The sequence below is a fragment of the Baekduia sp. genome, assembly GCF_035685985.1.
GTDB lineage: Bacteria > Actinomycetota > Thermoleophilia > Solirubrobacterales > Solirubrobacteraceae > Baekduia.
This window is the reverse complement of sequence record NZ_DASRZV010000024.1, coordinates 355,570-379,321: the sequence shown is the minus strand read 5'-3', so window position 1 is coordinate 379,321 and position 23,752 is coordinate 355,570. Positions and strand designations below refer to the sequence as shown.

Genomic DNA, 23,752 nt, shown 5'->3' with positions numbered 1-23,752 from the left:
ACTCGATCATGTCTCGGATCTACGACCCGCGGGTGCTGGCGGGCAAGCGCATCCTCGTCACCGGCGGCGGCACCGGCCTCGGCCGCGGCGTCGCCAAGCACCTCGTCGAGCACGGCGCGGAGGTCCACCTGTGGGGCCGGCGCGAGGCGGTGCTGGCCGAGGCGGCCGAGGAGGTCGGCGGCGCGCGGCCCGGCAGCGCCCACCACGCGACGGTCGACGTCCGCGACGCCGACGCGGTCGACGCCGCGATCCAGGCGATCTGGGACGAGCACGGGCCGCTGACCGGGTTGATCAACAACGCGGCCGCCAACTTCATCGCCCAGACCAAGGACATCAGCGCGCGCGCCTACCGCGCGGTGTCCTCGACGGTCATGGACGGCTCGTTCCACACCACCCACAGCGCCGGGCGGCGGTGGATCGCCGACGGGCTGCCGGGGTCGGTCGTCTCGACCCTGACCACGTGGGTGTGGTCGGGCTCGGCGTTCGTCGTGCCCAGCGCGATGGCCAAGACCGCGGTGCACGCCATGACCATGTCCCTGGCCGCCGAGTGGGGCCGCTACGGCATCCGACTCAACGCCATCGCCGCGGGCCCGATCCCGACCGAGTACGCGTGGTCGATGCTCAACCCGACCGAGGCGTCGTCGACCGGCGGCTCCACCTCCGCCGACAACGTCCCCATGAAGCGCTTCGGGACGATGGAGGAGCTGGCCAACCTGAACATCTTCCTGCTCAGCGACGCGTGCGGCTACCTGACCGGCACGACGATCGCCATGGACGGCGGCCAGCAGCTCGCCGGCCCGGGGACGTTCGCGTCGCTGTCGGCGATGTCCGAGCAGGAGTGGGCCGACGCGCGCGAGACGGCCAAGGCGGCCAGCGCCGCCAGCAAGGCGCAGCGGTCGGTCTAGCGGTCGCCCGCGGCGCGCGCCGCCTCGGCCTCGCGCTCGACCAGCTCCTTCAGCTCGCGGCGGCGGACCTTGCCCTGCGGCGAGAGCGGCAGCTCGTCGAGCGCGACGACCAGCTCGGGCCACATGTGCTTGGGCACGCCGCGGTCGGCGAGGTGGGCGCGGAGGTCGTGGAGCGAGATGGTGGTGTCGGGGTCCTTCGCGACGACGACCACCGCGCAGCGCTCGCCCAGCTCCGGGTCGGGGTAGCCCATCGCGACGACGTCGGCCAGCGTGTCCATCGCGCGGACGTGGTCCTCGACCTCGTTGACCGAGATCTTCTTGCCGCCACGGTTGACGATCTCCTTCAGCCGTCCGACGATCCGCAGGTAGCCGTCGGCGTCGACGCGGCCGAGGTCGCCGAAGTGGCCCCAGCCCGCGGCGTCGAAGAGCGCGGCGGTCGCCTCCGGGTCCTCGAAGTAGCCCAGCGCGGTGTTGGGCCCGCGCATGACGACCTCCCCCACCTCGCCGTCGGGCAGCGGCGTGCCGTCCTCGCCGAGGATCGCGAAGGTCGACGGCGAGTCATAGGCCTTGCCCACGGTCTCCTGCCGGTGCTCGGCGGTGTCGCCCTCGGCGGCGACCATCGCGGGCGTGCCGAGGTCGACGGCGCCGTAGGCCGAGATCACGTGGCCGCCGAAGCGCTCCTCGATCGTCGACGCGGTCTGCGGGTGCAGGTAGGAGCCGCCGGACTGGATGACGCGCAGGCTGTCGGCCCTGACCGCTCCGGGCCGGGCGTGCGCGGCCGCGGCCGCGAGGCGGAGCAGGATCGTCGGCACGGTCTGGATGACCGTGGCGCGGTGGCGGGCGACGAGCGCGAGCAGCCCGTCGACGGCCAGCGAGCCCGGGACCAGCAGCGTGCAGCCGGTCTCGGCCAGCGTGCAGACGCCGTTGAAGTAGCCGATGCCGCCGCTGAGCGGCGCGGCGACGAGCACGACGTCGTCGGCGCCGACGCCGGTGCGGCTGTTGACGTCGCGGATCATCGCCAGGGCGCAGTTGGCGGTGCGCAGGACGATCTTCGGCGTGCCGGTCGTGCCGGAGGTGCCGATGAGCAGCGCGATCGCGTCGGGGTCCTGGCCGGGGAGGTCGGCGGCGGGCGCGGCGCTCGCGAGGTCGGCGACGCGCCGGGCGGTGAGCGCGGGGGCGCGCAGGGCGGCCCGCTCGGCGTCGCTGACGGGCGCGTCGGAGAAGAACGCGACCGCGCGCGTCCGCGCCAGCGCCTGCTCGACCTGCACCGGCGTGCTGTCGGGCGGCAGCTCGAAGAGGACCGCGCCGACCGCCGCCACCGCGTAGACGACGACCACGTGGTCGACCGAGTTGCCCATGCGGGCGCCGACCACGGCGCCGGGCGCGACCCCGCCGTCGCGCAGGCCGGTGGCCAGCGCGCGGACGCGGGCGTCCAGCTCGGCCCAGGTCAGCGACTCGGCGTCGCCGACCACCGCGGGCTTGTCCGGATGCCGCGCGGCGTTGCGCGCGACCAGCGCGTCGAGGCCGTGCTCGGTCCAGATGCCGTGGTCGTAGTAGGTCTCGGCCTCGGCGTCGCTCCAGCGCATCGCGCGCAGGCGCGGCCAGGTCAAGGCGTCGTCGTCGCTCACCAGCGTCTCCCTCCGTTGCACACCAACATCTCTCCGGTCGTGGAGGACGCCGCCGGCGCGACCTTGCCGTCGAGGCGCGACGCCTCCGGTCCCACGCCCGGCTCAGCCATGCATGACCGTCCCCATCGACACGTTGACGTCCTCGCCGGTGATGCCCGCCGCCGCGCCGGAGCAGAGGAAGCGCGCGGTCGCCGCGACGTCCTCGGGCGTCGCGCAGCGGCGCAGCGGCGAGGCGGCGCGGAGCCGATCCCGCGCGTCGGCGTCGGCGACCGCGTCCAGGCGCGGCCCGGCGATCGGGCCGGGCGAGACCAGGTTGACGCGCACGCCGTGCGGTCCCGCGTCCCAGGCCAGCGCGCGGACGAGGCCCGACAGCCCCATCTTGCTCGCGCCGTAGGCGGCGCGGTGCGGCAGCGGCCGCTTGCCGGTCATCGAGCCGATGGCCCGCGCGCCATCGGCCGCGAACGCCAGCGCGACCGCCCGCCCGATCCCCTGCCCCGCGCCGGTGACGACGACGTTCCGGCTCACCGCTCGCGCAGCTCGCGTCGCCGACTGGAGCGCACCACCGAGATCGGCGCCAGGCCACTCACCTTCCACGCAGCTCCCGTCGCAAGATCTTGCCGCTCGCCGTTCGGCAGCTCCTCGAGCAGCTCGACCGCGCGCGGCGCCTCGTAGGCCGCCGGCCGTCGTCGTCGAGCACGCCGACGTCGCCGGTGCGCAGCTCGCCGTCGGGCAGGGCCGCCGCGGTCTCCTCGGGACGACCCCAGTAGCCGGGCACGACCTGCGGGCCGCGGATCGCGATCTCACCGGTGTCGGGCAGGATCCGCGTCGTCGTGCCGGCGACGTCGCGGCCGACGGCCGCCGCGCCCGACGCCGGGTCGACCGGCGGGCGCACGCCGAGCGGCGCCATGTGCGACGGCGAGGTCGTCTCGGTCAGCCCGTACACGGTGTGCAGCAGCGCGCCGGTCAGCTCCTCCCACGCCGCGGCGGTCGCCGGCGCGACCGGCGCGCCGCCGCTGTAGGCCTTGGTCAGGGACGACAGGTCGCGCGCCCGCGCCTCCGGCGCGTTCATCAGCGCGGTGTAGGCGGTGGCCGCGGCGACCGTGAACGTCGCTCCGTACCAGTCGACCAGCCGGGCGGCCTCGGCGGCGTCGAAGCGATGCGCGAGCAGCAGCGGCGCGCCGGTCAGCATCGGGCTGCACGCGACGACGTGCGCGCGGAACGCGTCGAGGACCGTCACGCCGCCACCGCGAAGCCCGCGCGCCCGTCGGTCTCGACCTCGACCACGGCGCCGGCGTCGATCAGCTCGTCGAGGTGCCCCAGCACGTCGCACAGCACGAAGAACGCGGCGTGGTCGGGCACGTCGCCCCCGCGCAGCCCCAGCGCGATCTCCATCGCCGTCCGCGGCCGGTCGCCCACCGCCTCCCCGACCCGCGCGGTCATCCGGTCGAAGCCGCGCAGCCGCCGGGCGATCACCGCGTCCGGGTCGGTGACCGGCTCGCCGTGGCCCGGCAGCACGACCGCCGCGCCGAGCGCCCGCGTGGCGTCCAGCGACGCGCGGTAGCGAGCCAGCGCGCGCGGCCGCGGCGGCTCGTCCGCGCCGGGCGGCGCCATGACCGCGACCGAGCGCTTGGCCATCACGTGGTCGGCGCCCAGCAGCAGCCCGCGGGCCTCGTCCCACAGCACGGTGTCGGTCGGCGAGTGCCCGGGCCGGTGCAGCACCCGCAGGTCGCCGCCGGCGAACCCCAGCACGTCGCCGTCGGCCAGCACGCGGTCGGTCCCCACCGATGCGGCGTAGTGCAGATCGCCGCGGTAGACGGCGGCGCCCGAGGCTGCGACGCTCGCGCCGTGCCGGGTCAGCAGGTCATCGGCGAACGCGTCCTCGGCGAAGAGCGACGCGGGGTACGCCGACATGTAGTCGTCGAGCCCACGCAGCGCGCAGACCTCCGCGTCGCTGCGGGCGACCAGCTCGGCGGCCATCCCCCAGTGGTCGGTGTGCTGGTGGCTGATCACGAGCCGCCCGAGGTCCTCGACGCGGCGCCCGTGCGCGGCCAGGCCGGCCTCGATCGCCGCCATCGCCTCGGGCGTGGCGGGGCCGGTGTCGACGAGCGTCAGCGGCTCGTCGTCCAAGACGTACACGTTGACCGGGCCGACCGGCCAGGGCGTCGGGACCACGATGCGCCACACGTCCGGCCCCTCCGGATGCGGCCGGTGCTTGAAAGACCCACGCACGGTCCGATACGTTAACGATCGTTATCACCTACGTCCACTCGTTCTGCAGGAGGAGCGCACCGTGACGAGCATCGACGACGCGCTGGCACAGACCAATCTCTGCGCGGCATTCCAGGTCACCGCCAACGCCCACCCCGATCGCGTCGCCCTGCGCACCTTCGGATCTGACGTAACGGTCACTTACCGACAGGCGGCCGACCGCGTCGCCGCGGTCGCCGGCGGCCTGGCCGCGCTCGGCGTCGGCCGCGACGACGCCGTCGCGCTGATGCTCGACACGCGCCCCGAGTTCCACCTCGTCGACCTCGCGGCGCTGCACCTCGGCGCGCTGCCGTTCTCGATCTACAACTCCAACCCGGCCGAGAAGATCGTCCCGCTGCTGGAGAACGCCGGCGCGCGGATCGCCGTCGCCGAGCCGCACTACGCGCCGGTGCTGGCGTCGATCGCCGCGCGGCGCCCCGACCTGCTGGAGACGATCGTCGTCGTCGGCGACGACCGCGGCGCGGGCACGACGACGCTCGCCGAGCTGGAGGGGCTCACGCCGCCCGAGGGCTTTGACTTCGAGGCCTCCTGGCGCGCCGTCGGGCCCGAGACGATGGGCATGTTGATCTACACCTCGGGCACCACCGGCGAGCCGAAGGGCGCCGAGTGGACCCACGGGGCGATGATGCGCAACCTGCGCGGCTTCCACCACCTGATCCCGGTCAGCGAGGGCGGCCGGATGGTCTCCTACCTGCCGATGGCGCACCTGGCCGAGCGCTTCATGACCCACCAGGGGATGACGGTCTACGGGTACACGGTCACCAGCGTGCCCGACGCCGGCGACCTCGCCGCCGCGCTGCGCGAGGTCCGCCCCACGCGCTTCTTCGGCGTCCCGCGCATCTACGAGAAGCTCGCCGAGCCGGCCCGCAGGCTCGTCGCGGATCCGGCCGCCGCGCGCGCCGCGCTGGGCTTCGACCACGCCGAGTACCTCGGCTCCGCCGCCGCGCCCGCGCGCGTCGACATCCTCGCGCTGTTCGACTCGATCGGCCTGCCGCTGATCGAGAACTGGGGCATGTCGGAGACCGGCCTGACGCTGATCAACCCGCCCGACGCCGTCAAGGCGGGAACGGTCGGCCGGCCGACGCCGGGCGTCGAGGCCCGCCTGGCCGACGACGGCGAGCTGATGGTCCGCGGCCCGATCTTCACCCGCTACCGCAACGAGCCCCAGCGCACGCGCGACGCCTTCGACGCCGACGGCTGGCTGCACACCGGCGACGTCGCGGTCGTCGACGCCGACGGCTACTACAGGATCGTCGACCGCAAGAAGGACATCATCATCAACTCGGCGGGCAAGAACATGGCCCCGGTGATGATCGAGAACGCGGTCAAGACGCACGCCCCGCTGGTCGGGTTCGTGATCGCGATCGGCGACGCGCGCAAGTACGTCACCGCGCTGATCACGCTCGACGAGGTCGCGCTCGCCGCCTACGCCGCCGAGCACCACCTGTCCGGCGGCTACGCCGAGCTGAGCCGGCGGCCCGAGGTGCGCGCGGAGGTCGAGCGCGGCGTCGCCAAGGCCAACGAGATGCTCGCGCGCGTCGAGCAGATCAAGCGCTTCACGATCCTCGACGAGCCGTGGGTGCCGGGCACCGACGAGGTGACCGGCACGATGAAGCTGCGCCGCCGCGCGATCGGCGAGAAGTACGCCGAGGCGATCGACGGGCTCTACGCGGAGGCGGCCGTCGGCGCGTAGCCGGCGGCCCGCGCCCCGGCGGCCAGGAAGCGCGCCACCAGCTCGGCGTCGGCGTAGTACGGGTCGCCGACGCCGGCGACCGCGCGCCGGTGCGAGTGCTCGTACAGCGCGGCGAGCTTGTACTGGACCAGCGCCGTGTGCCAGCGCAGGCCGGACAGGTCGCGGCCGGTGGCGCGCGCGTAGCGCTCGGCCAGCTCCTCGCGCGTCGGGTAGCCGTCCTCCAGGAGCGCGGTCGCGAGGTCCTCGGTCGGCGTGCGCGGCCCGTCGCCCTGCGGGTAGGAGGCCAGGAAGTAGGCGACGTCCAGCAGCGGGTCGCCGATCGTCGCCAGCTCCCAGTCCAGCACGGCCTCGACGCGGCCGGGCGGCGCGGCGGCGAGCATGACGTTGCCCAGGCGGAAGTCGTTGTGGAGGATCGCGGCGCCCGACTCGGCGGGGACGTTGGACGTCAGCCACTCGGCCAGCGGCGCGAAGGCGGGCGGCGGCGCGCCGTCCTCGCCGGCGACCAGGCGCGTCATCCGCGCGAGGTGGCGCGCGTTGAAGTCCTCGGGGCGGCCGAAGTCCTCCAGCCCCCGCGCGCGCCAGTCGACGGCGTGCAGCGCGGCGAGCGTGTCGATCAGCGCCTCGGCCAGCTCGCGCCGCACGGGCGGCGTCGCCAGCGCGGGCGGCGTGGCGTCGGTGAAGACGACGCCCTTCATGTAGGACATGACGTAGAACGGGACGTCGAGGACGTCGCCCTCCTGCCCGACCGCGAGCACGGCGGGCACCGGCACGCCGGTCCCGGCCAGGGCCTCGATCAGCCGCGCCTCGCGCAGCATGTCGTTGGCGCCGCGCGGGATCGGCGGCGGCGGCGGACGGCGGACGACCATCGCCCGCCCGGCGTCGTCGGTCACCAGGAACGTCAGGTTGGCGTGGCCGTCGCCGATCGGCCGCGCGGCGACCGGCCCCGAGACGAGGTCGCGGTCGCCGAGGAACGTCGCCAGCCGCGCGAGGGCGTCCTCGCCCCAGCTCCACATCAGCGGCCGGTGAAGCGCGGCGCGCGCTTCTCCTTGAAGGCCCGCAGCGCCTCGGGCATGTCCTCGCCGCGCGTCAGCAGCGCCTGCCCGCGGTTCTCCAGCTCCAGCGCCGCCGCGTACGGCGTCTCCAGGTTGGCCTGCAGCGCGCGCTTGGACAGCTGCACGCCGCCCGGCGAGTTGGCGGCGATCTGGTCGGCCAGCTCCAGCGCGGCGGCCAGCAGCGCCTCGCGGTCGCCCTCGACCACGCGGTTGACGAGGCCGATGCGCTCGGCCTCCGCGGCGTCGACGAAGCGGCCGGTGTAGCAGATCTCCGCGGCGCGGCCGGGACCGATCAGCCGCTGCAGCGTCCACGACGTGCCCAGCTCGCCGCACGACAGGCCGATCTTCACGAACGCCGCGTTGAACTTGGCCTCGGGCGACGCGAGGCGGATGTCGGCGACCAGCGACAGCGCCAGCCCGCCGCCCGCCGCGGCGCCGTTGACGGCCGCGATCACCGGGACCTGGAGGCTGCGGATCGCCGCCAGGCCGCCGGTCGCCAGCTCCTGGAACTTCAGGAACTCGCGGACGCCCAGCTCGGTGATCTCGTGGATGTTGTCGAGGTCGTAGCCCGCGCAGAAGCCGCGGCCGGCGCCGATGATCACCAGCGCCCGGAGGTCCTGGTCCTCCTTGAGCGCCAGCGGGACGGCCATCAGCTCGTCGAACATCCGCATGGTCATGGCGTTGAGCCGGTCCGGGCGGTTGAGCGTCAGGACCGCGATCCCGGGCGCGGGCCGCTCCAGCGTCATCGTCTCGAGATCAAGGGCTTGCGCTACCGACATGGCGTCTCCTCGCAGGTCATGAACGATCGTTAACTAAGACTTCAGCGGCCCGTGAACCGCGGCGGCCGCTTCTCCTTGAAGGCCGCGAGGGCCTCGGGCATGTCGGAGCCGCGGGTCAGCAGCGCCTGCCCGCGGTTCTCCAGCTCCTGGAGCGCCGCGTAGGACGACATCTCCAGCCCGGCCTGCAGCGCGGTCTTGGACAGCTGCACGCCGCCCGGCGAGTTGGCGGCGATCTGCCCGGCCAGGTCGAGCGCCGCGTCGAGCAGCTCGTCCGCCGGCACGACGCGGTTGACCAGCCCGGTGCGCTCGGCCTCCTCGGCGTCGACGATGCGGCCGGTGTAGACGAACTCGGCCGCCCGCCCGGGACCGATCAGGCGCGGCACGATCCACGACGTCCCGAGGTCGCCGGCCGACAGGCCGATCTTCACGAACGCGGCGTTGAACTTCGCCTCGGGCGCCGCCAGGCGGATGTCGGCGGCCAGCGCCAGCGCCAGCCCGCCGCCCGCCGCCGGGCCGTTGACCGCCGCGATCACCGGCATCGGCGCGCCGCGGATCGCCTGCATCGCGCGCGCGGCCAGCTCCTGCTGGCGCAGCATCCCCATCGCGCCGAGGTGCGGCAGCTCGTCGGCGGCGTCGAGGTCGAAGCCCGCGCAGAAGCCGCGCCCGGCGCCGGTGAGGATCAGCGCGCGGACGTCGTGGCGGTCGCGCAGGTCGAGGCCGAGCCGCTCCAGCTCGGAGAACATCGCGTTGGTCTGGGCGTTGAGCCGGTCGGGCCGGTTGAGCGTGACGAGCAGGACGCCGGGCGCCGCCTCGTCCACCAGCATCGTCTCGAAATCCGCCGCGGTTGCCGCCATCTCGTCCTCCTTCGACCAGGTCTACGCGGATGTTAGCGATCGTTCACTCATCCCGTCGATGAGCGTCACGGTGGCCGCCTCGGCGGCCTCGGGCGTCAGCCCCCACGGCGGCGGGGTGAGGACGAGGTGGTCGTAGTCGGCGGCGTGCCGGGCCACCGCGGCGGCCAGGTCGCCGGGCCGGCAGACGACGCCGACCGCGTCGAGGATCTCGTCGGTCATCGCCGCGAGGATCGCGGGCTCGTCGCCCGCGCGGACCGCGTCGCGGATCGCCGCCTGCTCGGCCGTCCAGCCGTGCAGCGCGAAGAGCCGGTCGTAGACGCGCGAGGCCGCGTACTGGGCGGCCGCGAAGGCCAGCCGCGCCCGCGCGGCGTCGAGGTCGTCGTCGACCGAGCACATCAACACCCCGCACACCGCGATCTCGGAGACGTCGCGCCCGGCGTGCGCGGCGCCCTTGGCCAGCGCCGGGCGCACGAGGTCGTCGATGTAGGCCTTGGTGAACATCGGATGGCCGACCAGGCCGTCGGATACCCGGCCCGCGGCCTCGACCATGCGCGGGTTGACGCCCGCGACGTAGATCGGCAGGCGCTCGCGAAACGGCGGCGGCGTGTCGGCCGTCGGCCGGACGTCGAGGCGGTAGAAGCGGCCCTCGTGCGACACCGGTCCCTCGTGCAGCCGCCACAGCTTGCGCAGGACCGTGACCAGCTCCTCCATCCGCACCGCGGGCGAGGAGCCGTCCACCCCGTGCCAGCGCTCCATCATGGTGGTGGTGCCGTTGCCCAGGCCGAGGATGACGCGGCCGCCCGACAGCTCGTCGAGGTCGCGCGCCTCCGCCGCCCACATCAGCGGCGTGCGGCCGACGCCGTAGGCGATGTTCGTCCCGACCGCGACCCGCCGCGTCGCGGCGGCGAGCATCGCCATCGGCACCGGCGCGGAGCGGCTGTACAGCTCGCCGACCCAGACCGAGTCGAAGCCCGCCGCCTCGGCGCGCCGCGCCAGCGCCTGGCCGCGCGTGAAGCGCTCGGGCCCGAAGCCGGCGCCGAAGGTGTTGACGCCGATCGCGGTCATGCCGCGACCCGCCCGCCGCGGTCGGCGACCGCGCCCGCCTCGCGCAGCGCGGCGATCCGCTCGTCGTCCAGCCCCCAGTCGGCCAGCGCCGCGCCGGTGTGCTCGCCGGGCAGCGGCGGGCGCAGGCCCAGGGCGGTCGGCGTGCGGTCGAAGCGCGGGGCGGGCGCGGGCTGGAGCAGGCCCTCGTGGCGGACGAACGTCCCGCGCGCCGCGTTGTGCTCGTCGTGCTCGACCTCGTCGGGCCCGAGCACCGGCGCGACGCACGCCTCGACGCCCTCCGCCGCCGCGCACCACTCGTCGCGCGTGCGCGTGGCGACGATCGCGGCGAAGCGCTCCTTCATCGCCGGCCACGCGGCGCGGTCGTGCTGGTCGGGCAGGTCGGGGTCGTCGCCCAGCCCCAACAACGACAACAACGCCGCGTAGAACTGCGGCTCCATCGCCGCGACCGACAGCCAGCGCCCGTCGCGGGTCTCGTAGACGTCGTAGAACGGCGCGCCCGAGTCCACGATGTTGGTCCCGCGCTGCGTCGACCAGGTGCCGTTCTGCACGTAGCCGAAGAACGGCGTGGCCAGCAGCGCGGCGCCCTCGACCATCGCGGCGTCGATCACCTGGCCGCGCCCGGAGGTCTGGCGCTCGACCAGCGCGGCGCAGATCCCGAGCGCGAGGACCATCCCGCCGCCGCCGAAGTCGCCGACCAGCGAGAGCGGCGGGGTCGGCGGCTGGCCGGCGCGGCCGATCATCGACAGCGCGCCGGACTGCGCGACGTAGTTGAGGTCATGACCTACGGCCTGGGCCATCGGGCCGTCCTGGCCGTAGCCGGTCATGCGCCCGTAGACCAGCCGCGGGTTGCGCTCCAGGCAGACGTCGGGGCCGATGCCCAGGCGCTCGGTGACGCCGGGCCGGAAGCCCTCCATCAGCACGTCGGCCCGCTCGACCAGCGACAGCACCACGCCGGGGCCGTCGGAGTGCTTGAGGTCGACGGCGATCGAGCGCCGGCCGCGGTTGAGCAGCTCGGTGGCGTGGTCCTCGCTGGGGCCGACGAGCCCGCCGCCGCTGACGCGGTCCACGCGCAGGACGTCGGCGCCGAGGTCGGCGAGCAACATGGCGCAGAACGGGCCGGGGCCGATCCCGCCGATCTCGACGACGCGGACGCCGCTCAGCGGCCCGCTCATGCGGCGACCGGGTCGCGCTCGAAGTACAGGACGATCGACTCGGCGACGCAGGCGGGCTTGTCGTGGCCCTCGATCTCGAAGCGCTGCTCCACGCGGGCGCGGATGCCGTTGCCCGCCTCCTCGACGCCCAGCAGCGTGGCCGTCATCCGGACGCGCGAGCCGACCGGCACGGGCGAGATGAAGCGGACGCGGTCGAAGCCGTAGTTGAGGGCCAGCGGCACGTCCTCGACGGCCATGATCTCGTACAGGAACTTCGGGCCGAGCGACAGCGTGTAGAGGCCGTGCGCGATCGTCACCCCGAACGGCGTGCGCGCGGCGCGCTCGGGATCGACGTGGATGCGCTCGTAGTCGTCGGTCGCCGCGGCGAAGGCGTCGATGTGCGCCTGGGTGACCGTGTGCCAGGCGCTGACGCCCAGCTCCTGCCCGGACCGCTCCCGCAGCCCGGCGACCCCGCTGATGGTGAGCATGGCCCGACCGTATGGCCCGCCACCGGGCGTTTGCGAGGGCTTGTCCTCCCTTGGGGGGACGAAGTGCCCTCCTTGTGGCGATGGCGCGCGGGCGGCGGTCGGCGAGCATCGCCCCATGTCCGAGCCCGCGACGGTCCTGTCCCCTGAGGAAGCGCTCGAGCACGCGCTCGCGCAGCCCACCCTGGTCCACGCCTTCCAGGCCACCGCGGCCGCCAACGCCGACCGTCCCGCGCTGCGGACGCTGGGCTCCGAGGACGTCCTGACGTTCGCCGACTACGCGGCGCGGGTCCGCGCCGTCGCCACCGGCCTGGCCGCCCTCGGCGTGCGCGCCGGCGACGCGGTCGGGTTGATGTACACCAACCGCCCGGACTTCTTCCTGGCCGACACGGCCGTCCAGCACCTCGGCGCGACGCCGTTCTCGATCTACCACACCAACCCGGCCGAGCAGATCGTGCCGCTGATGCGCAACGCGGGCGCGCGCGTCGTCCTCGCCCAGCCGGAGTACGCCGAGACGCTGGCGGCGGTCGCCGAGCAGATCGGCACGCCGGAGCGGATCGTCACGGACCTGACCGAGTTGGAGGCCCTGCCGGCGCCGGAGGGCTTCGACTTCGACGCCGCGTGGCGCGCGGTGGCACCCGACGACCTCGCGCTGTTGATCTACACCTCGGGCACGACCGGCGAGCCCAAGGGCGTCGAGTGGAGCCACCGCGCGCTGCTGGCCAACGTGGTCAACGTCCATCGCCTGCTGCCCGCCTCGCCGCACGGGCGCGTGCTCAGCTACCTGCCGATGGCGCACCTGTTCGAGCGCTGGTTCTCGCACTACGGGCAGATCGGCCTCGGCTACACGGTCACCTGCGTGCCCGACGCCGCGCGGCTGGCGGAGGCGATCGCCGCGGTCCACCCCACGCGCTTCTGCGCGGTCCCGCGCATCTACGAGAAGCTCGCCGCCGCGATCGGCGCGCGGCGCGACGCGGGCGCCACCACCGACGAGGTCCGCGACGCGCTCGGCTTCGACGCGATCGAGTACCTGGGCTCGGCGGCCGCGCCCGCGCGGCCCGACACGCTGGAGGCCTTCGAGTCGCTCGGCCTGCGGATCGCCGAGATCTGGGGGATGTCGGAGACCGCGATGTCGCTGTCCAACCCGGTGGACAGGATCAAGATCGGCACGGTCGGCCGGCCGATGCCCGGCTTCGAGGCGCGGCTGGAGCCCGACGGCGAGCTGTGCGTGCGCGGCCCGATCTTCTCCGGCTACCGCAACGAGCCGCAGCGCACGGCCGAGGCCGTCGACGCCGACGGCTGGATGCACTCGGGCGACATCGCCACGGTCGACGAGGACGGCTACTACAAGATCGTCGACCGCAAGAAGGAGATCATCATCAACTCGGCGGGCAAGAACATCCCGCCGGCGATGGTCGAGGCGCGGATCAAGCAGCACACGCCGCTGGTCGCGCACGCGGTCGCGATCGGCGACGCCAAGCCGTACCTGACCGCGCTGCTGTGCCTGGACGAGGACGCGCTGAAGGCGTTCGCCGCCGAGCACGGCCTGGACGCCGACGCGACGCACGCGCGGCTGACCGCCGACCCCGCCGTGCGCGAGGCGGTCGCCGCCGGGATCGACGCGGCCAACGCGACGCTCGCGCGCATCGAGCAGGTCAAGCGCTTCGCGATCCTGCCCGACGTCTGGGCGCCCGGCGGCGACGAGGTCACGCCGTCGCTGAAGGTCAAGCGCCGCAACGTGATCGCGCGCTACGCCGACGACGTCGAGGCCCTGTACGCCGGCTGAGCGCCACGAGCGGAGCCTGCTCGCGGCGCTGGCCGCCGCGTCGCTGACCTACTCGATGATGCAGTCGCTGGTCGTGCCGGCCGTGCCGGCGATCCAGCGGGCGCTGCACGTCCCGGCCGACCGGGCGAGCTGGGCGGTCACCGCGTTCCTGCTCAGCTCCGCGGTGGCGACGCCGATCGCGGGCCGGCTCGGGGACCTGCTCGGCAAGCGGCGCGTGCTGGTCGCGATCCTGGTGGTCGTGGCGCTCGGCAGCGCGCTCTGCGCGATCCCCTCGCTGGGCGCGCTGGTCGCGGGGCGCGTCGTCCAGGGCGCCAGCGGCGGCGTGCTGCCGTTGGCCTATGCCATCGTGCGCGACGAGCTGCCGCCGGGGCGCCGACCGTCGGCGATCGCGCTGCTGGCGACGATGCTCGGCGTCGGCGGCGGGCTGGGCGTGATCGGCGCCGGCCTGCTGGTGGAGTGGTGGTCCTACACCTCGATCTTCTGGCTGCAGGTGCCGGCCTTCGCGGCGGTGACCTGGGCGGTGTGGCGCCACGTGCCCGCGGGCGACGCGACCCGGGCCGACGTCCGGATCGACTGGGCCGGCGCGGCGCTGGTGTCCGGCGGGCTGGTCGCGCTGTTGGTGACGATCACGCAGGCGCGCGCGTGGGGCGGGTCCTCGCCGCGGACCGCGGCGGGCGCCGGCGCCGCGGCGCTGCTGCTCGCGACCTGGGCGTGGTGGGCGCTGCGCGCGCCCGCGCCGCTGCTGGACCTGCGGATGATGCGCCGCCGTCCGATCTGGACGACGAACGTCGCGGCGTTCCTCGTCGGCGTCGGGCAGTTCGCGGGCTTCGTGTTGATCCCGCAGTACGTGCAGGACCCCGACGACGGCTTCGGCGTCGGCCCGCTGGTCTCCGGCCTGTACCTCGTGCCGATGACGTTCGGCGTCCTGCTCGGCGGGCTGGCGACCGAGCCGTTCGAGCGCCGCGGCGGCGCGCGGGCGCTGCTGCTGGCCGGCGCCGGGTCGCTGGCGGCGTCGATGGCGCTGCTGGCCTTCGCGCGCTCGACGCCGTTGGAGGTGTGCACAGCGAGCCTCCTCGTCGGCACCGGCGCGGGCGCGACGATGTCGGCGCTGGCGACGCTGATCGTCACGTTCGCGCCGTCGGGCGAGACCGGGGCGGCGTCGGGCGTCAACAACGTCGCCCGGACGCTCGGAGGCGCGCTGGGCACGCAGATCGGAGCCGCGCTGCTGGCCGGCGGGGCGGCGGGCTTCACGCCCGCGTTCGCCGTCGCCCTCGGGACGTCGGTGCTCGCGCTGACGCTCGCGCCGCTGCTGCCGAGGCCGTTGGAGGAGTCGACACCGGCGGCCGCCGTGCCGGGCGCCACGACGCGGGAGCCGGTCTAACGTCGCCGGCATGGACTGGACCGGCATCCCCGACGACGTCGCCTCCCTGCTGCGGGACATCGACGCGTTCATCGACGACAAGCTGGCGCCGATCGAGGCGGCCAACCCGGAGTACTTCGACCACCGGCGGGAGTTCACGCGCACCGACGTGGAGCGCGGCGGCATCCCGACGCAGCGGTGGCGCGAGCTGCTGTTCGAGGCGCGCCGCCTCTCGATCGAGGCCGGGTTCTACCGGTACCCGTTCCCGGAGGCCCTGGGCGGCCAGGACGGGTCGAACCTCGCGATGGCGATCGTCCGCGAGCACCTCGCCCACCGCGGCCCCGGCCTGCACGCCGAGCTGTCGCACGAGGCGTCGGTCGTGGCCAACGAGCCGCTGGCGCTCGTGCTGCACGAGTACGGCACGGCCGAGCAGAAGGCCGAGTACCTGGAACCGCTCATCAACGGCGAGACCTACCTCGCCTTCGGGCTGACCGAGCCCGGCCACGGCTCCGACGCGACGTGGCTGGAGACGACCGCGCGCCGCGACGGCGACGACTGGATCATCGACGGCGCCAAGCGCTTCAACTCGGTCATCGACGTGGCCGTGGCCAACATCGTCTTCGCGCGCACCTCCGGGCAGCCGGGCAAGGCCGACGGCATCACGGCGTTCATCGTGCCGCGCGACGCGCCGGGCATGACCGTGCCCTACTACCACTGGTGCTTCAACATGCCCACCGACCACGCGGAGACGCTGCTGGAGGGCGTGCGGGTGCCGTCGTCGGCGATCCTCGGGCAGGAGGGCCGCGGGCTGGACTGCGCGCAGCTGTTCGTGCACGAGAACCGCATCCGCCAGGCGGCGTCGTCGCTGGGCGCGGCGCAGTTCTGCATCGACCGGTCGGTCGCCTACGCGAGCGAGCGGCTGATCTTCAACCGGCCGCTGGCCGACTACCAGGGCATCCAGTGGCAGCTCGTCGAGCTGCAGACCGACGCCGAGTTGTTGCGCAACACGATCCGCAAGACCGCGTGGGAGATGGACCAGGCCGGCGACGGCTCCTCGACCGAGGCCAAGGTCGCGGTCACCGACAAGGTGTCGATGGTCAACTACCGCGGCAACCAGCTGGCCTGCCGCGCGGCCGACCGCGCGATCCAGGTCCACGGCGGCGTCGGCTACACGCGCCACGTGCCGTTCGAGCACATCTACCGCCACCACCGCCGCTACCGGATCACCGAGGGCTCCGACGAGCTGCAGATGCGGCGCATCGCGAGCAAGATGTTCGACTTCAAGGACCTCAAGGCCAAGGCCGACGAGGCCGCCGCGGCGCGCGGCGTCAGCGCAGCTCGCTGAGGCCGCGCGCGACGATCGCGGGAAGGGTCGTCGCGGCGACCTCGAGGCGCGGGTCGGGGTCGGGGCGACGGCGGGACTGCTTGACCAGGACCGCCGTCGTCGAGGCCATCTTGTAGCGCGTGTAGGCCGCGAACCACCCCATGTCGGGCAGGTCGATGGGGTTGATCGCGCGGTACTCCTCCAGCAGCTCGGCAGCGCTCGGCATCCCGTCGCCGGCCGCGGTGTTGGCGGCGTCGCGCTCGCGGTGGAAGAGCTGGACCGGGTCGCACCAGGTCATCAGCCAGGCCAGGTCGCTGCGCGGGTCGCCGACCGACCAGATCTCCCAGTCGATGATCGCCGCCACGTCGGGGCCGTCGAACTGCATGTTGCCGACGCGGTAGTCGCCGTGCAGGACGCGCGGGGCCAGCGGCTCCGGGACGCGAGCGCGCAAGGCCTCCAACAGCTCGGCCTGCCCGTGGTGCAGCTCCTCGGGCACGGTCGCGAACAGCGCCGCCCAGCGGTCCAGCTCCTCGCGCACGCCGACGACCGGCTCGTCGCCGAGGCCGATCGCCGCCGGGTCGACCTGCTGCAGGGCCGCGAGCATCCGTGCCGCGGCCCGTGCGCGCGCGTCGACGACCGCCGGTCCCGGCGGCCGGTCGTCGACGTCCTTGAGCGGCTCGTAGGCGTCGCCCGCGACGAACGACATGATGAAGAACGGCGGCGTGCCGCCGTCCTCCACCAGCACCTCCGGCACGCGCACGCCGGGCGCGCCGCTCAAGGCCTTCAACACGCGCGCCTGGCGCAGCACGTCGCGGTTGCGCACCGGCTCCAGGCCGGGCGGCGCGACCTTCACCACCACCTTGCGATCGCGCAGCGTGGTCGCGAACGTGAGGCTGGAGACGCCGCCGTGCAGGACCTCCAGGTCGCCGATCGGCGCGCCGGCGGCGGCGGTGGCGCGCGCCCGCAGGTCGGCCTCGTCGAGCGCCACGCGCCCGCCGCGCGCGACCGGCGCCGTGCCGCCGCTCACCGGTAGTGCTCCTCGATGACCGTGGCGTACTTCTCGTCGATCACGCGGCGGCGCAGCTTGTGGGTGTTGGTGACCTCGTCGTCGCCCGCGCGCCAGTGGGTCGGCAGGACCGTCCACGCGCGCACCTGCTCGACGCGCGCCAGATGCGCGTTGCCGGCCGCGATCGCCCGCCGCACCTCGGCGGCCACGTCGGGATGCGCCGCCAGCGCGGCGACGTCGCCGTCCAGGCCGCGCTCGCGGGCGAAGGCCTCCAGCGCGGCGTCGTCGAGCACGATCAGCGCCGAGACGAACCGCCGCCGGTCGCCGATCGCCACGACCCAGCCCAGCAGCGGCGAGGCCTCCAGGATCGCGGCCTCGATCTTGGCCGGCGTCATGTTCTTGCCCGAGGAGTTGATCATCTGCTCCTTCTTGCGCCCGACGATGCGGACGTACCCGTCCTCGTCGACGGCGGCCAGGTCGCCGGAGTGCACCCAGCCGTCGGCGTCGAGCATCTCGGCGGTCTTGCGCGGGTCGTCGCGGTAGCCCGCGCAGGCGTTGGGCCCGCGCAGCAGCAGCTCGCCGTCCTCGGCCACGCGCGCCTCGACCTGGGGCAGCGGCACGCCGACCGTCCCGAGCTTGATCCGCGCGGGCGGGTTCATGATCGCCATCATGAACTCGGTCATCCCCCACAGCTCGGCCAGCGGCAGCCCGAGCGCGTGGTGGTACTCGAGCACCGCGTAGGAGCTGGGCGCCGCGGCGACCGACAGCCACTGCACCGCGTCCAGGCCGAGCCGCTCGCGCACGACGGCCAGCGCGGCGTCGGCGGCGCGTGCCGCCTCGGCGTCGACGACCGCCTCGCCCGACTGCTGCGCGCGCACGCGCGCCAGCCCGACGTCGACCGCGGCGGCCAGCTCCGGGCGCTCGGAGGAGATGTAGGCCTTGGCCTGCTCGGCGAGCTTCTCGAACGTCCGCGGCACGCCGTGGAAGCGCGTCGGCCGCGTGGCGGCGATCGCGTCCCAGAGGTGCTCGTGGTCGGCCACGCACACGGTCGTCCCGCCGAGGACCATCGTCATGTAGTGGCACATGAAGCGGTCCGAGATGTGGGCGTTGGGCAGGAACGAGACCGTCGTCTGCCCGGGCGTCGAGGGCGCCAGCGCCTCGGCGCCCGAGGCGCCGCTCATGATCGCGCGGTGCGGGATCTGCACGGCCTTCGACGCGCCGGTCGTCCCCGACGTGTGCACGAGCGTCGCGACGTGCTCGGGCGTCACCGCGCGCCAGGCCGCCTCGAAGTCGAGGTCGTCGCCGTCCCCGCGCGCCTCCAGCTCGCGCTCGGCGTCGAGCACCAGGTGCTCGACGGACACCGCGCGCAGCCGCTCGCCGAAGTGCTCCTCGCCGACCAGCACGCGCGCGCCGGCGTTGGCCACCAACTCGGTCAGCTGCTCGGCGGGCTCGGTGTGGTAGAGGCTGAAGGGGATCGCGCCGAGGTGCAGCGCGGCCAGGTCCACGACGTGGAACAGCGGCCGGTTGCGCAGCAGCAGCGCGACGGGATCGCCCGGGCGCACCCCGAGCGCGTGCAGGCCGCGCGCGGCCGCCTCGACGCGCCGCGCGTACCGCGCCCACGTCACCACCTCGTCGGTGTCGAAGCCGCGCAGCGCCACGCGGTCGCCGTAGGCCGGCGCGATCGTCTGGAAGGCGGCGACGAGCGTCGGCGCGCGCAGCGCCGCGTCGATCGCGGGTCGCAGGTCGCTCATGGGCAAGTCCTCCACATCAACTCGGGTTCAGGACCCAGCCGCCGTCCACGGGGATGCAGCGGCCGGTGACGAAGCCGGACAGGTCGGTGGCCAGGAACTCGACGACGCGCGCGACGTCGTCGGGCTGCCCGAGGCGCCGCAGCGGCACCTCGGAGATCGCGCGGTCGGCGTGCCCGGTCTGCGCGGACTCCTCGACGACGCGGCCGGTCAGCGTGATCCCCGGCGCGATCATGTTCACGCGGATGCCGTCGGGGCCCAGCTCGGCGGCCAGGTGGCGGCTCCAGTGCGCGACCGCCGCCTTGGTCATCGCGTAGGCCGAGTTCGACCCGTCCGGGAAGACCGTGAACGCCGCGGTCGACGCCGTGTTGACGATCGCGCCGCCGCCCGCGGCCCGCAGGTGCGGCACCGCCGCCTGGCAGACGTGGATCGTCGACATCAGGTTGACGTCGATCAGCGTCTTGAAGTCCTCGGCGGTCGTGAGCGTCGGCGTGCTGCGCGCGTAGGGCGTGATCGCGCCGCCCGCCACGTTGACCACCACGTCGATCCGGCCCAGCTCGGCCGCCGCGCGGTCGACGGCCGCGTGGGTGGCGTCGCGATCGGTGAGGTCGACCTGGACGCCCAGCGCGCGCCGGCCGGCGGCCTCGACGTCCTCGGTCGTGACACCGTCGGGCTCGCCCTCGTACCGCGCGCCGGAGCGCAGGTCGAGGTCGAGCACCGCGACGTCGAAGCCGGCGGCCGCCAGCCGCACCGCGCACGCGCGGCCGATGCCGCGTCCCGCGCCGGTGACGACCGCGACCCTGTCCTGCGACGGTTCGCTCATCCCGGCAAGCATCGCGCCGCTCGTCGCGGCGCTCGTCGCCCCGGGCCGGACGCGCTGTCGATCTCTCCAACGCCGCGCCGCGCGGCCGTCCGGGCCCGCGCCGGGCCGCTGGTAGAAGCGAGGGCATGGGTCTTCTGGAGCGGTTCGATCTCAACGGCAAGGTGGCGGTCGTCACCGGCGCGTCCTCCGGCCTCGGCGTCGCGTTCGCGAAGGGGCTGGCGGAGGCGGGCGCCGACGTGGCGATCGGCGCGCGCCGCGTCGAGAAGCTCGAGGAGACCAAGCGGATCGTGGAGGCCGCCGGCCGGCGCTGCGTCGCCGTGTGCACCGACGTCACGGTCGTCGAAGACTGCCAGGCGCTGGTCGACACCGCCGTGCGCGAGCTGGGCCGCGTCGACATCCTGGTCAACAACGCCGGCGACGGCGGCGAGTACCACCCGGCGACCGACGACCCTCCGGAGCAGTTCCGCCGGGTCGTCGACCTCAACCTGATGGGGTCCTACTGGATGGCCCAGGCCGTCGGGCGCGTGATGGAGCCCGGCAGCGCGGTCGTCAACGTCTCCAGCGTGATGGCGCTGACGACGGCCAAGATGCCGGCCGCCGGCTACAGCGCCGCGAAGGCCGGCGTGCTCGGGCTGACGCGCGACCTCGCCGCGCAGTGGGGCGAGAAGGGCATCCGCGTCAACGCGATCCTGCCCGGGACGTTCATCACCGAGCAGACCGAGCACTACTCCGACAACTACCGCAAGGCCATCATCCGCGCGCGCGTGCCGATCGGCCGGCTCGGCAACCTGGAGGACGCGGCGGCGGCCGTCGTGTTCCTGGCGGGCGACGGCGCGGCGTACATCACCGGCGTCGGCGTCCCGGTCGACGGCGGCGTGCTGCTGACGTAGCGACGTCGTTGTGGCGGCCTCCAACCGGACTCGCGCGCGCCCGCGCGCGCGTGCGAGGAGCCGCTTAGGGTCGTCGACATGATCGACCTCGACGTCCGCGGGCGGATCGCCCTCATCACGATCGACCGCCCGGAGGCGCGCAACGCCGTCAACGGCGAGGTCGCCGCCGGGCTGGAGGAGGCGGTCACGCGCCTGGAGTCCGACGACGACCTGTGGGCCGGCGTCATCGCGGGCCGCGGTCCGGTCTTCTGCGCGGGCGCCGACCTCAAGGAGATCGCCGCCGGCCGCGCCGACGCGCTGCACACCGAGCGCGGCGGCTTCGCGGGCATCACGCGCCTGCCGCGGACCAAGCCGCTGATCGCCGCCGTCGACGCGCCCGCGCTGGCCGGCGGCTGCGAGATCGTCCTGACCTGCGACCTCGTCGTCGCCTCGACGGCGGCGCGGTTCGGCATCCCGGAGGTCAAGCGCGCGCTGGTCGCGGGCGCCGGCGGCCTGTTCCGCCTGCCGCGCGTGCTGCCGCGGACGATCGCGCTGGAGCTGGCGTTGACCGGCGACCCGATCTCCGCCGAGCGGGCGTACGCCTTGGGCATGGTCAACGAGCTGGTCGAGCCGGGCGCGGCGGTCGACGCGGCGCTCGCGCTGGCACAGCGGATCTGCGCCAACGCGCCGCGCGCGGTGCAGGCCTCGCGCGACCTGATCCTGCGCGGCCTGCTGGCCGACGACGAGGAGAACTGGGCGCTGACCGACGCCGCGCTGCCGGTGGTCATGCAGGGCGAGGACTTCGCCGAGGGCCCGCGCGCGTTCATCGAGAAGCGCGAGCCGGTCTGGACGGGGCGGTAGGGGCCGTGCGCGCCGTCGTCGTCGAGGCGCTCGTCGGGCCGGACGGCGCGGTCCTGCGCGAGGACGTGCCCGAGCCGGAGGGCGCGCACTGGCTGAGCCCGGACGAGCGGATGCTCGTCGACGTCCACGCCGCCGCGATCTGTTTCCCCGACCTGCTGCAGACACGCGGGCAGTACCAGCACAGCGTGCCGGCGCCGTTCATCGCCGGCGGCGAGGTGGCGGGCGTGGTCGTCGAGGCGCCGGCCGCCTCCGGCTTCGCGCCCGGCGACCGCGTGCTCGGGCTGGCCCGTCGCGGTGCGATGGCCGAGCGCGCGCTCGTCCCGCCCGGCTACGTCCTGCGGCTGCCCGAGACGCTGAGCTTCGCCGAGGGCGCGGCCGTGTACATCAACTACTGCACGGCCTGGTACGCGCTGCACCGCGCGGGCGCGAAGGCGGGCGAGACCGTGCTCGTCACCGGCGCGGCGGGCGGCGTCGGCACCGCGCTGCTGCAGATCGCGCCGGCCTTCGGCGTGCGCACGATCGCGCTGGTCTCCGGGCCGGCCAAGGCGGCCGCCGCGCGCGAGCTGGGCGCCGACGAGGTCCTGCTGACCTCCGAGCCGTGGGCCGAGGCGGCCCGCGGCCGCGCGCACGTCGTGGTCGACATGGTCGGCGGCGACGGCTTCCTGGACGCCGTACGCGCGCTGCGCGTCGGCGGGCGCCTGGTCGTCGTCGGCTTCGCGGGCGGCGGCATCCCCACCATCAAGGTCAACCGCCTGCTGTTGCGCAACCTGACGCTGGTGGGGATCTCCATGGACATCATGGAGGAGGAGCACCCTGGGACGGTCGCGACCATCAACGCCGCCGTCCAGCGGCTCCTCGACGACGGCACCATCCGGCCCGTGATCGGCGCGCGCGTCCCGCTGGCCGACGGCGCCGAGGCGCTGGCGCTGATGGAGCGCCGGGCCGCGCCGGGCAAGATCGTGGTCGACGTGCGGGACTAGCCTCGCCGGAGAGCGTGAGCAGGGACTGACGACGCCACCGGGGTCGCGCTCCGTCGACGACCAACGGCGTCTTCGTGTTGGCATGGAACATCAAGGCGCCGTTGGTGGCGGCGCGGCGGCGACGCTAGGTCCGGACGTCCACGACCACGTTGCCGATCGCCGCGCGGCGCTCGAGGACGCGCAGCGCGTCGGCGCCGCGCTCCAGCGGCAGCCGCGTCCCGATCCGCGGGCGGATCACGCCGCGCGCGGCGAGGTCGACGACCGCGTCGCGGACGCGCGCGACCGTGCCGGGGAAGCGCCGCTCCATCGGGTCCAGGCCGATGCCGGTGACGGTCAGGTTGCGCAGCAGCAGGCGGTTGACCTTGACCTCGGGGATGCCGCCGCCGGCGAAGCCGATGACGACCAGGCGCCCGGCGACGTCCAGCGCGCGCAGCGAGTCGGTGAAGCGGTCGCCGCCGACCGGGTCGAGCACGACCTCGACGCCGTGGCCGTCGGTCAGCTCGCGCACGTCGGCCAGCCAGTCGCCGGTCGAGCGCACGACCGCGTCGGCGCCCAGCTCGCGCGCGACGCGCTCCTTCTCGTCGCTGGAGACGACCGCGATCGAGCGCGCGCCCATGGCCTTCAACATCTCCAGCGCCGCCGTCCCGACGCCGCCGGCCGCGCCGTGGACGAGCACGGTCTCCCCCGCGCGCACGCCGGCGCGGTCGATCGCGAACCACGCCGTCGCCGAGTTCAGGAACAGCGCGGCGCCCTCGGCGTAGTCCACCGTGTCGGGCAGCTTCAAGGTGTAGGTCGGCAGCGCGAGCGCGCGCTCGCCGAGCGCGCCCCAGATCGACATCCCGGCGACGCGGTCGCCCGCGACGAACCCGCTGCCCGCCGGCGCCTCCACGACGACGCCCGCGAACTCGCCGCCGGAGACGAACGGCGGCGGCGTGGCGATCTGGTACTCGCCGCGGCTCTGCAGCAGGTCGGGGAACGAGACGCTCGCGGCGTGGACGTCGACCAGCAGCCGCTGCCCGTCGGCGCGCGGGTGGGCGCCCTCGGGCTCGGGCACGTCGTCGCGCAGCACCGCCCCGTCGGGGCCGATCAGCTCCTCGACGACGACCGCGCGCATC

Annotated in this window: 22 protein-coding genes; 8 read left to right on the top strand and 14 right to left on the bottom strand. The window is 74.5% G+C overall.

Annotation, left to right across the window (positions count from 1 at the left end; genetic code table 11):
- Positions 1-8 precede the first annotated feature (8 nt).
- The gene (locus VFG42_RS14220) at positions 9-905 is read left to right on the top strand and encodes an SDR family oxidoreductase (protein ID WP_324909394.1); all 897 of its coding nucleotides are present in this window, start codon (positions 9-11) and stop codon (positions 903-905) included.
- Here VFG42_RS14220 and VFG42_RS14215 read toward each other — a convergent pair.
- The 4 genes from VFG42_RS14215 to VFG42_RS14200 form a co-directional block, all read right to left on the bottom strand.
- Positions 902-2,533, bottom strand: a complete 1,632-nt coding sequence (locus tag VFG42_RS14215; RefSeq protein WP_324909393.1) for a class I adenylate-forming enzyme family protein — start codon at positions 2,531-2,533, stop codon at positions 902-904. The two genes, VFG42_RS14220 and VFG42_RS14215, sit on opposite strands and share 4 nt — an antisense overlap.
- Before the next feature lie 102 nt (positions 2,534-2,635).
- Positions 2,636-3,058, bottom strand: a complete 423-nt coding sequence (locus VFG42_RS14210; protein WP_324909392.1) for an SDR family oxidoreductase — start codon at positions 3,056-3,058, stop codon at positions 2,636-2,638.
- A gap of 58 nt (positions 3,059-3,116) precedes the next feature.
- Positions 3,117-3,770, bottom strand: coding sequence for an AMP-binding protein (locus tag VFG42_RS14205; protein WP_324909391.1), 654 nt, complete (start codon positions 3,768-3,770; stop codon positions 3,117-3,119).
- On the bottom strand, positions 3,767-4,762 hold the full coding sequence (locus VFG42_RS14200; protein ID WP_324909390.1) for an MBL fold metallo-hydrolase: 996 nt from the start codon (positions 4,760-4,762) through the stop codon (positions 3,767-3,769). The genes VFG42_RS14205 and VFG42_RS14200 overlap by 4 nt, the downstream gene beginning before the upstream one ends.
- Before the next feature lie 61 nt (positions 4,763-4,823).
- On the opposite strand from VFG42_RS14200, the gene VFG42_RS14195 reads away from it, so the two are divergent.
- Complete coding sequence (locus tag VFG42_RS14195; protein WP_324909389.1) at positions 4,824-6,494, top strand: AMP-dependent synthetase/ligase; 1,671 nt, start codon at positions 4,824-4,826, stop codon at positions 6,492-6,494.
- Here VFG42_RS14195 and VFG42_RS14190 read toward each other — a convergent pair.
- Genes VFG42_RS14190 through VFG42_RS14165 form a run of 6 tightly spaced genes read right to left on the bottom strand, consistent with a single transcriptional unit; the run spans position 6,467 to position 11,883 of the window.
- Positions 6,467-7,510, bottom strand: a complete 1,044-nt coding sequence (locus tag VFG42_RS14190; RefSeq protein ID WP_414642395.1) for a phosphotransferase family protein — start codon at positions 7,508-7,510, stop codon at positions 6,467-6,469. The two genes, VFG42_RS14195 and VFG42_RS14190, sit on opposite strands and share 28 nt — an antisense overlap.
- Positions 7,507-8,325 carry an enoyl-CoA hydratase/isomerase family protein gene (locus VFG42_RS14185; RefSeq protein WP_324909387.1) on the bottom strand — a complete coding sequence of 273 codons (819 nt, stop codon included), beginning with the start codon at positions 8,323-8,325 and terminating at the stop codon, positions 7,507-7,509. The genes VFG42_RS14190 and VFG42_RS14185 overlap by 4 nt, the downstream gene beginning before the upstream one ends.
- A gap of 41 nt (positions 8,326-8,366) precedes the next feature.
- Positions 8,367-9,179, bottom strand: a complete 813-nt coding sequence (locus VFG42_RS14180; RefSeq protein ID WP_324909386.1) for an enoyl-CoA hydratase/isomerase family protein — start codon at positions 9,177-9,179, stop codon at positions 8,367-8,369.
- Positions 9,180-9,200: 21 nt separating this feature from the next.
- The gene (locus tag VFG42_RS14175; RefSeq protein WP_324909385.1) at positions 9,201-10,244 is read right to left on the bottom strand and encodes an LLM class flavin-dependent oxidoreductase; all 1,044 of its coding nucleotides are present in this window, start codon (positions 10,242-10,244) and stop codon (positions 9,201-9,203) included.
- Entirely contained in the window at positions 10,241-11,416 is a 1,176-nt protein-coding gene (locus VFG42_RS14170) for a CaiB/BaiF CoA-transferase family protein (RefSeq protein WP_324909384.1), read from the bottom strand. The genes VFG42_RS14175 and VFG42_RS14170 overlap by 4 nt, the downstream gene beginning before the upstream one ends.
- Positions 11,413-11,883, bottom strand: a complete 471-nt coding sequence (locus tag VFG42_RS14165) for a MaoC family dehydratase (protein WP_324909383.1) — start codon at positions 11,881-11,883, stop codon at positions 11,413-11,415. Before VFG42_RS14165 ends, VFG42_RS14170 begins: the two co-directional genes overlap by 4 nt.
- 115 nt (positions 11,884-11,998) lie before the next feature.
- On the opposite strand from VFG42_RS14165, the gene VFG42_RS14160 reads away from it, so the two are divergent.
- The 3 genes from VFG42_RS14160 to VFG42_RS14150 are packed head-to-tail and all read left to right on the top strand — an operon-like array spanning position 11,999 to position 16,371.
- Positions 11,999-13,666 carry an AMP-dependent synthetase/ligase gene (locus tag VFG42_RS14160; protein ID WP_324909382.1) on the top strand — a complete coding sequence of 556 codons (1,668 nt, stop codon included), beginning with the start codon at positions 11,999-12,001 and terminating at the stop codon, positions 13,664-13,666.
- Between the two features lie 16 nt (positions 13,667-13,682).
- A complete protein-coding gene (locus VFG42_RS14155) occupies positions 13,683-15,047 on the top strand; it encodes an MFS transporter (protein WP_324909671.1) in 1,365 nt (454 codons plus the stop codon).
- Positions 15,048-15,057: 10 nt separating this feature from the next.
- Positions 15,058-16,371: an acyl-CoA dehydrogenase family protein gene (locus tag VFG42_RS14150; RefSeq protein ID WP_324909381.1), complete on the top strand. Its 1,314-nt coding sequence runs from the start codon at positions 15,058-15,060 to the stop codon at positions 16,369-16,371.
- Here VFG42_RS14150 and VFG42_RS14145 read toward each other — a convergent pair.
- Genes VFG42_RS14145 through VFG42_RS14135 form a run of 3 tightly spaced genes read right to left on the bottom strand, consistent with a single transcriptional unit; the run spans position 16,355 to position 19,927 of the window.
- Positions 16,355-17,377, bottom strand: a complete 1,023-nt coding sequence (locus VFG42_RS14145) for a phosphotransferase family protein (RefSeq protein ID WP_324909380.1) — start codon at positions 17,375-17,377, stop codon at positions 16,355-16,357. The genes VFG42_RS14150 and VFG42_RS14145 overlap by 17 nt on opposite strands.
- Positions 17,374-19,107 carry an AMP-dependent synthetase/ligase gene (locus VFG42_RS14140; RefSeq protein ID WP_324909379.1) on the bottom strand — a complete coding sequence of 578 codons (1,734 nt, stop codon included), beginning with the start codon at positions 19,105-19,107 and terminating at the stop codon, positions 17,374-17,376. The genes VFG42_RS14145 and VFG42_RS14140 overlap by 4 nt, the downstream gene beginning before the upstream one ends.
- 16 nt (positions 19,108-19,123) lie before the next feature.
- Positions 19,124-19,927: an SDR family NAD(P)-dependent oxidoreductase gene (locus VFG42_RS14135; protein ID WP_324909378.1), complete on the bottom strand. Its 804-nt coding sequence runs from the start codon at positions 19,925-19,927 to the stop codon at positions 19,124-19,126.
- 125 nt (positions 19,928-20,052) lie between these two features.
- On the opposite strand from VFG42_RS14135, the gene VFG42_RS14130 reads away from it, so the two are divergent.
- From VFG42_RS14130 to VFG42_RS14120, 3 genes are all read left to right on the top strand, one after another.
- A complete protein-coding gene (locus VFG42_RS14130) occupies positions 20,053-20,817 on the top strand; it encodes an SDR family NAD(P)-dependent oxidoreductase (protein ID WP_324909377.1) in 765 nt (254 codons plus the stop codon).
- A gap of 78 nt (positions 20,818-20,895) precedes the next feature.
- Positions 20,896-21,657 (top strand): crotonase/enoyl-CoA hydratase family protein, encoded by a 762-nt coding sequence (locus tag VFG42_RS14125; RefSeq protein WP_324909376.1) that lies wholly within the window; start codon positions 20,896-20,898, stop codon positions 21,655-21,657.
- Positions 21,658-21,662: 5 nt separating this feature from the next.
- Entirely contained in the window at positions 21,663-22,637 is a 975-nt protein-coding gene (locus VFG42_RS14120) for an NADPH:quinone oxidoreductase family protein (protein WP_324909375.1), read from the top strand.
- A gap of 124 nt (positions 22,638-22,761) precedes the next feature.
- Here the strand turns inward: VFG42_RS14120 and VFG42_RS14115 are convergent, their stop codons facing one another.
- Positions 22,762-23,751 carry an NADPH:quinone oxidoreductase family protein gene (locus tag VFG42_RS14115; protein WP_324909374.1) on the bottom strand — a complete coding sequence of 330 codons (990 nt, stop codon included), beginning with the start codon at positions 23,749-23,751 and terminating at the stop codon, positions 22,762-22,764.
- Position 23,752 lies beyond the last annotated feature (1 nt).

Bases quoted from the DNA above. Each gene is read 5' to 3' on its own strand.
- VFG42_RS14220 (WP_324909394.1), top strand. From the start codon at position 9: ATGTCTCGGATCTACGACCCGCGGGTGCTGGCGGGCAAGCGCATCCTC.
- VFG42_RS14185 (WP_324909387.1), bottom strand. From the start codon at position 8,325: ATGTCGGTAGCGCAAGCCCTTGATCTCGAGACGATGACGCTGGAGCGG.
- VFG42_RS14180 (WP_324909386.1), bottom strand. From the start codon at position 9,179: ATGGCGGCAACCGCGGCGGATTTCGAGACGATGCTGGTGGACGAGGCG.
- VFG42_RS14175 (WP_324909385.1), bottom strand. From the start codon at position 10,244: ATGACCGCGATCGGCGTCAACACCTTCGGCGCCGGCTTCGGGCCCGAG.
- VFG42_RS14170 (WP_324909384.1), bottom strand. From the start codon at position 11,416: ATGAGCGGGCCGCTGAGCGGCGTCCGCGTCGTCGAGATCGGCGGGATC.
- VFG42_RS14165 (WP_324909383.1), bottom strand. From the start codon at position 11,883: ATGCTCACCATCAGCGGGGTCGCCGGGCTGCGGGAGCGGTCCGGGCAG.
- VFG42_RS14160 (WP_324909382.1), top strand. From the start codon at position 11,999: ATGTCCGAGCCCGCGACGGTCCTGTCCCCTGAGGAAGCGCTCGAGCAC.
- VFG42_RS14150 (WP_324909381.1), top strand. From the start codon at position 15,058: ATGGACTGGACCGGCATCCCCGACGACGTCGCCTCCCTGCTGCGGGAC.
- VFG42_RS14140 (WP_324909379.1), bottom strand. From the start codon at position 19,107: ATGAGCGACCTGCGACCCGCGATCGACGCGGCGCTGCGCGCGCCGACG.
- VFG42_RS14135 (WP_324909378.1), bottom strand. From the start codon at position 19,927: ATGAGCGAACCGTCGCAGGACAGGGTCGCGGTCGTCACCGGCGCGGGA.
- VFG42_RS14130 (WP_324909377.1), top strand. From the start codon at position 20,053: ATGGGTCTTCTGGAGCGGTTCGATCTCAACGGCAAGGTGGCGGTCGTC.
- VFG42_RS14125 (WP_324909376.1), top strand. From the start codon at position 20,896: ATGATCGACCTCGACGTCCGCGGGCGGATCGCCCTCATCACGATCGAC.
- VFG42_RS14115 (WP_324909374.1), bottom strand. From the start codon at position 23,751: ATGCGCGCGGTCGTCGTCGAGGAGCTGATCGGCCCCGACGGGGCGGTG.